Here is a 5,223-nt window from a genome sequence, read left to right as displayed (position 1 = left end):
GAACAAGCGCGGAACAACCTTGTTCGAGGGAGTAAAGAACCTGTTGAACGATCCCAGCTTTACGGGTCTGGCACAGCAGATCTACTCGCACGGATTGGTAAGCAGCATTTCCCAGTTTGCATCGGATCCGAACAAGCCGAATCGCTTGCCTTCTTACATGCCGTCGAAAATCCTGTCGTCGGCGCTGGTCGACATTCTTTCTTCGTCCGGTGCGGGAGTGAACGCTTACTGGACTTTGTTGGCAGGTCAGCGCCAGACCGCACTCGATGACGCCCAAAAGGCGCAGACGGCAAATCCGGGCAATGCGAGTCTTGTCGCTGCGGTGAACACTGCCCAACTCGCGCTCAACGATGCGAAAGCGAAGGTAAAGGCAGCGGTCGACGTGAAGACCAAGCATGACCTGGCGACCGACGCGGCAGCCAAGGTAAAGGATCGATTGGACCTCAAGGGCATTGCAGACGCAACGAAGGCTTTGGCGATCGCGCTGGACGCCGGTCGCTCACTCGCCGCCGAATGTCCGGATCCTCTTGGCAATGTAGAAACGGCGATCAGACAACGCTTGCCGGCTGGGCACACAAAAGATGCCTTGCTGCTGCTTGTGACGAAGACGCGTCAGGAGGCGACGCTCGTGCAGAACTCGGTCGGCTCTGCGGAGCGTCAAATAGAGGCATTTCAGGCCAACGTCGAGCATTGGTACAACGACGCCATGGATCGCGTGACGGGTTGGTACAAGCGATGGACTCAGCTCGTGCTCGTGTTGGTCGCGGTCATCGTCGTAGGCGTGGCGAACGCCGATACCATCATGCTTGCGAAGGTTCTCACGCATAACGACGCGTTGCGGGCCTCGATCGCGGGCGCAGCGGTCGAGGTCGTTCAAGGCGCCCAAGCAACCGGGCAGCAATCCCCGGGCGACGCTACAACGGCGGGCTCGGCGCCCTATCGGGACGCGACGTTCACGGAGGCCGGGAAGATTGATTTCCCGCTCGGCTGGTTTGGCAACCCGGCTAGCAAGGGCAACCCGGACCTGGTTCCAACGGATTTGGGTGGCTGGGCGATAAAGCTTCTCGGACTCATCATCACGATCGCAGCCGTATCGCTGGGCGCGCCGTTCTGGTTCGATACGCTCAGCAAATTCGTGAACATTCGCGGCGCAGGCACGCCTCCGGGCCAAAAGAATAAAAGCGGGCCGCAGCGAGAGCCATCGAAATAATGAGGGCTCTGATGTGCAAATGAATGGGTTAGAGTCGCGGGACTACAAGAATCGATCATGAGACACCGCTACAACGACCGTCGGGGACGCGCCCTCCCGGATCAATAAGCGATCCTATTAAATCAATCTCCTCACGGCCGCCGGGCGAGACCGATCAGACTATCGAACGCGTCCGCAGCGCCCTCGCAGGCTTCGCGGATGGCGTCCGGCGTTTGCACGTCCACTCCCATTGCGCGATTGAAGGCTTGCCATTGCGGGCCGAGCGCATCGCGGCCAACCTTCAGGTAGGACAGCGGATGGGGCGCGAGCCGTTCACGCAATTGCGCATAGAGCACCGCGCCACCGAGTCGCGAGCCCTCGATCACGTAACACACGCCCCAGCGATACGCAGCGCTCCGATGGCCGCTCCAGCGTGCGGCGGCGGCGGCGGTTGCATCGGTCACTGGCAAGCTCGACGCTTGCAAATCCGCCGACGGGTCCGCGAGGTCTGCGTCGATTAACGCAAGGCGATTCATACGGAACGCGGCACCCGCCCCTTGCGGACCGTCGCCGAAGGTGTCGAGCCATGCCTGAAGCGGTGCGAGCCACGCGCGCAGAACCCGCAGATGCGCCAGGTAGTCGCTGACGGCGACGCTATCCACCGAGAGCGGCATGATCCGATGCAGCAATTCGTGTCGCGCGGCGGTCGCCGCACGCAGCGCGCCAACCACGCCAGGCGGTGCGGATGCCTCGAGAGCGGTGCCCGGAGCGTGCTGATCAGATTGTGTAATGTCGGTCAAGTCGGTCGATGTCAGCATGAATGAACAGAGTCTGATTATAGGGGCGTCTTGTTAACGCCTCGCGGTCCTCCCCTCGTGACGCCGCAACCTTGTGTGGCAAACTGTCCCACTCACAGCACTTTTTTCGCGCTCGCCGCGGAGGGACTATTTTCTTCATGAAAAACGAACCCCTGTCCGAGATCATTGCGAACTGCGACCAGGAACCCATTCACGCGCTCGGATTGATACAGCCGCATGGGGCGCTTCTCTGCCTCGACCGGACCGGTCGTGTCCTGGCGATGAGTGCCAACGCGGCGGCCTTGCTTGGCCCGCTCCCTGCTTTAGGCGAGCCACTGACGGACAGCCATCTGACGCCGCTGTCGCGCCAGACACTCCTTGCCGCGCTTGCTGAGCCCACGATTGCGCTGGAGACCGTCGAGTGCGAGGGCGCGAGCGGCCAGCGCTTCGATTTGATTACGCATTGGTCGGGCGACACGCTGGTTGCCGAATTCGAACAGCTTGCGGCCAATACCCCGCCCGCATCTCAGTTCGCGCTATACGCACAGCGCGCGATCCAAAGATTGCAGGCGGGTCGATATGCGAACGCGGCCGAATTGCTGCAGTCGGCGGCGGAGGCGATCCGCACGATGACCGGCTTCGACCGCGTCATGGGCTACCGCTTCCTGTCTGACGGAACTGGCGAAGTGATCGGTGAAACACGGCGGGATGACCTGCCGTCCTATCTGCATCAGCGCTATCCGGCCGGCGATATCCCGGCACAGGCCCGGCGTCTGTACGTCCTGAATCCGATCCGGCAGATCGTTTCGGTGGACGCCGCGCCCGTCGCCATTCAGCCGTCATTGCATCCCCACACCGACGCGCCTTACGACCTGAGTTACGCGGTGCTGAGAAGCGTCTCGCCGATCCATATCGAGTACCTGAAGAATATGGGCGTCGGCGCGTCGATGAGCGTCTCGATCGTCGTTGACGGACAGCTTTGGGGGCTTTTTGCGTGTCACCACGCGACGGCGCATCGGGCATCGCACGCGGTGCGCCTGTCGTGCACAGTGTTGACAATGGTGGTATCGATCCTGATCTCACAGATCGAAGCGCGGCACCGTGCACTCGATGAGCATCGCCTGCAGGATCTGCGCACTAAGATCGCGGCCGAACTCGCGCAGGCAGACGAACCCCTGATGGGTCTGGTGACAGCTGCCGCAGATGTTGCCGCGCTGATCGATTGTGAGTCCGTCATGGCGGTCGTTGACCGTGAGGTGGTCGCACTGGGCAAAGCCCGCGCAAATGACGTGGGAAAGCTGCGGGCGCTCGCCGAGCACATGAACGTGACGCGGCAGGACCTGCTCCTCACCCAGTCGCTGGCGGCAGAACTGCCAAACCTGGGGGCGATCTGCACGCCGGAAGGACCCGTTGCGGGCTGCCTTGCAATCCAGATAGTCGGCGACGCCCGGATCACGATCATCTGGCTAAGAGGCGAACTGGTGGAAACGATCAACTGGGCCGGGCCGCCAGACAAAGTGATCGCGTCTGGGCCCAACGGTGCACGGCTCACGCCACGCGGATCGTTCGAAGTCTGGAAACAGACTGTGCGAGGCCGTAGCCGTGAGTGGACCGGGATGGACCGGTCCGCGGCCCGCGAACTGAAGGTGATCCTGCAGGACGTTGCGTTGCATCGCATGAGGGAAGCCGAGCGGGCGCGGACCACCCTGCTTGCGACGCTCGGTCACGATCTTCGCGATCCGTTGCAGGCGATCAACATGGCAGTGCAGCTGATGGGCCGTGGACTTGCTACATCCAATGACACGGCGAAACGTGTGGAGGGCTCGACACGGCGCATGCAGTCGCTCATCAACTATATTCTCGATGTAAGTCGCATCCGCTCCGGAGTCGGCCTGGGGCTGACGCGTGAGCGTGTCACGCTCACGGATCTGCTCGAATCAATCGTTGAGCAGAACCAAATGGCCCATCCCAACATAAGGATTGTCACGCAATTCGCGGACGATCTGGGCGAAGTGCTCGTGGACCCCGATCGCTTTAATCAGGCGCTGACCAATCTGATCAGTAACGCGCGGCAGCATGGGGATACGACATTCCCTATCGAACTGACGGCACACACGAACGGCAAGACGAAGACCATCGAAGTGCGAAATCGTCTCATCAACAAACCCGCCGCATCATTTGAGCGCCTGACCGATCCGTTCAAAAGTGGTTCGCTCGACAACGCGAACAACCGCGGTGGGTTGGGGCTCGGGCTGTACATTGCCAGCGCCATCATAAAGGGACATGACGCGACGCTCACCGGAAGCTTCGCCGACATGAGTGCACGAATTGTCATCGCCTTCCCCGGCGACGATTGAAGCGCTTCGAACGGCACGACATTTGCTCCCCTCCACGTCACCTCGGCCGTTTTCGGGCCGTCTTCTGACTCTCCGAGGGGAAACCGGTTGGACGCATCGCAAGACCTGATTGTCGCGAGGCCGGAAGGCCTCTATTGCCCGCCGGGGGACTTCTATATCGACCCGTGGCGTCCGGTCGAGCGGGCAATCATTACTCATGCCCACGCCGATCACGCCCGCTTCGGGCACGCGCGTTATCTCGCGGCTGAAGCGGGCGTCGGCGTGTTGCTGTCGCGGCTGCCGGGCATCAATTTGCAAGGCGTTCCCTATGGCGAGCGCCTGATGGTGAACGGCGTGGCCGTCTCGCTGCATCCGGCCGGTCATGTGCTCGGTTCCGCGCAAGTGCGCTTGGAGCACGCGGGCCGCGTCTGGGTCGCGTCGGGCGACTACAAGGTCGAAACCGATCCCACTTGCGCGCCTTTCGAACCCGTCCGGTGCGACACGTTCATCACGGAATCCACGTTCGGCTTGCCGATTTACCGATGGGAACCGTCGCGCGCCGTCTTCGACGGCATCGATTCATGGTGGCGGCATAACGCAGCGCAAGGTCGCGCGTCGGTGCTGTTTTGCTATTCGTTCGGCAAGGCGCAGCGGATTCTCGCGGGTGTGGATCGGGGCATCGGCCCGATCTTTTGCCACGGCGCGGTGGAGCCGCTCAACCGGGCGTATCGCGCAGCCGGCGTGAATCTGCCACCCGCGCGGCTCGTCAGCGAGATTGCCGCGAAAGACAAAACCGCCTTCAAGGACGCCCTGATCGTGGCGCCGCCATCGGCGCAAGGCAGCGCGTGGATGCGCCGCTTCGGCGAATACAGCGACGCGTTCGCTTCCGGCTGGATGCGGC

The 5,223-nt window shown here is 62.0% G+C and carries 3 protein-coding genes and 1 pseudogene; 3 read left to right on the top strand and 1 reads right to left on the bottom strand.

The features are described from left to right. Positions 1-1,210, top strand: a pseudogene (locus WCA53_RS26840) (hypothetical protein); the annotation flags it as partial. Between the two features lie 131 nt (positions 1,211-1,341). On the opposite strand, the gene WCA53_RS26835 reads toward WCA53_RS26840, so the two are convergent. Next, positions 1,342-2,007 (bottom strand): biliverdin-producing heme oxygenase, encoded by a 666-nt coding sequence (locus WCA53_RS26835; RefSeq protein ID WP_423917783.1) that lies wholly within the window; start codon positions 2,005-2,007, stop codon positions 1,342-1,344. A gap of 137 nt (positions 2,008-2,144) precedes the next feature. Between WCA53_RS26835 and WCA53_RS26830 the strand changes: the two genes are divergently transcribed. Beyond that, the gene (locus tag WCA53_RS26830; protein WP_423917780.1) at positions 2,145-4,343 is read left to right on the top strand and encodes a GAF domain-containing protein; all 2,199 of its coding nucleotides are present in this window, start codon (positions 2,145-2,147) and stop codon (positions 4,341-4,343) included. Between the two features lie 87 nt (positions 4,344-4,430). After that, positions 4,431-5,223, top strand: a 793-nt coding sequence (locus tag WCA53_RS26825; RefSeq protein ID WP_423917777.1) for a ligase-associated DNA damage response exonuclease, incomplete at its 3' end; no start/stop codon positions are given.

Source organism: Caballeronia sp., from assembly GCF_049581465.1.
Taxonomy (GTDB): domain Bacteria; phylum Pseudomonadota; class Gammaproteobacteria; order Burkholderiales; family Burkholderiaceae; genus Caballeronia.
Note: the sequence above shows the minus strand (reverse complement) of the source record. Positions and strands in the feature narration are given on the sequence as shown.

Excerpts from the sequence above, each read along its gene's own strand:
- WCA53_RS26835 (WP_423917783.1), bottom strand. The coding sequence starts at position 2,007 with ATGCTGACATCGACCGACTTGACCGACATTACACAATCTGATCAGCAC.
- WCA53_RS26830 (WP_423917780.1), top strand. The coding sequence starts at position 2,145 with ATGAAAAACGAACCCCTGTCCGAGATCATTGCGAACTGCGACCAGGAA.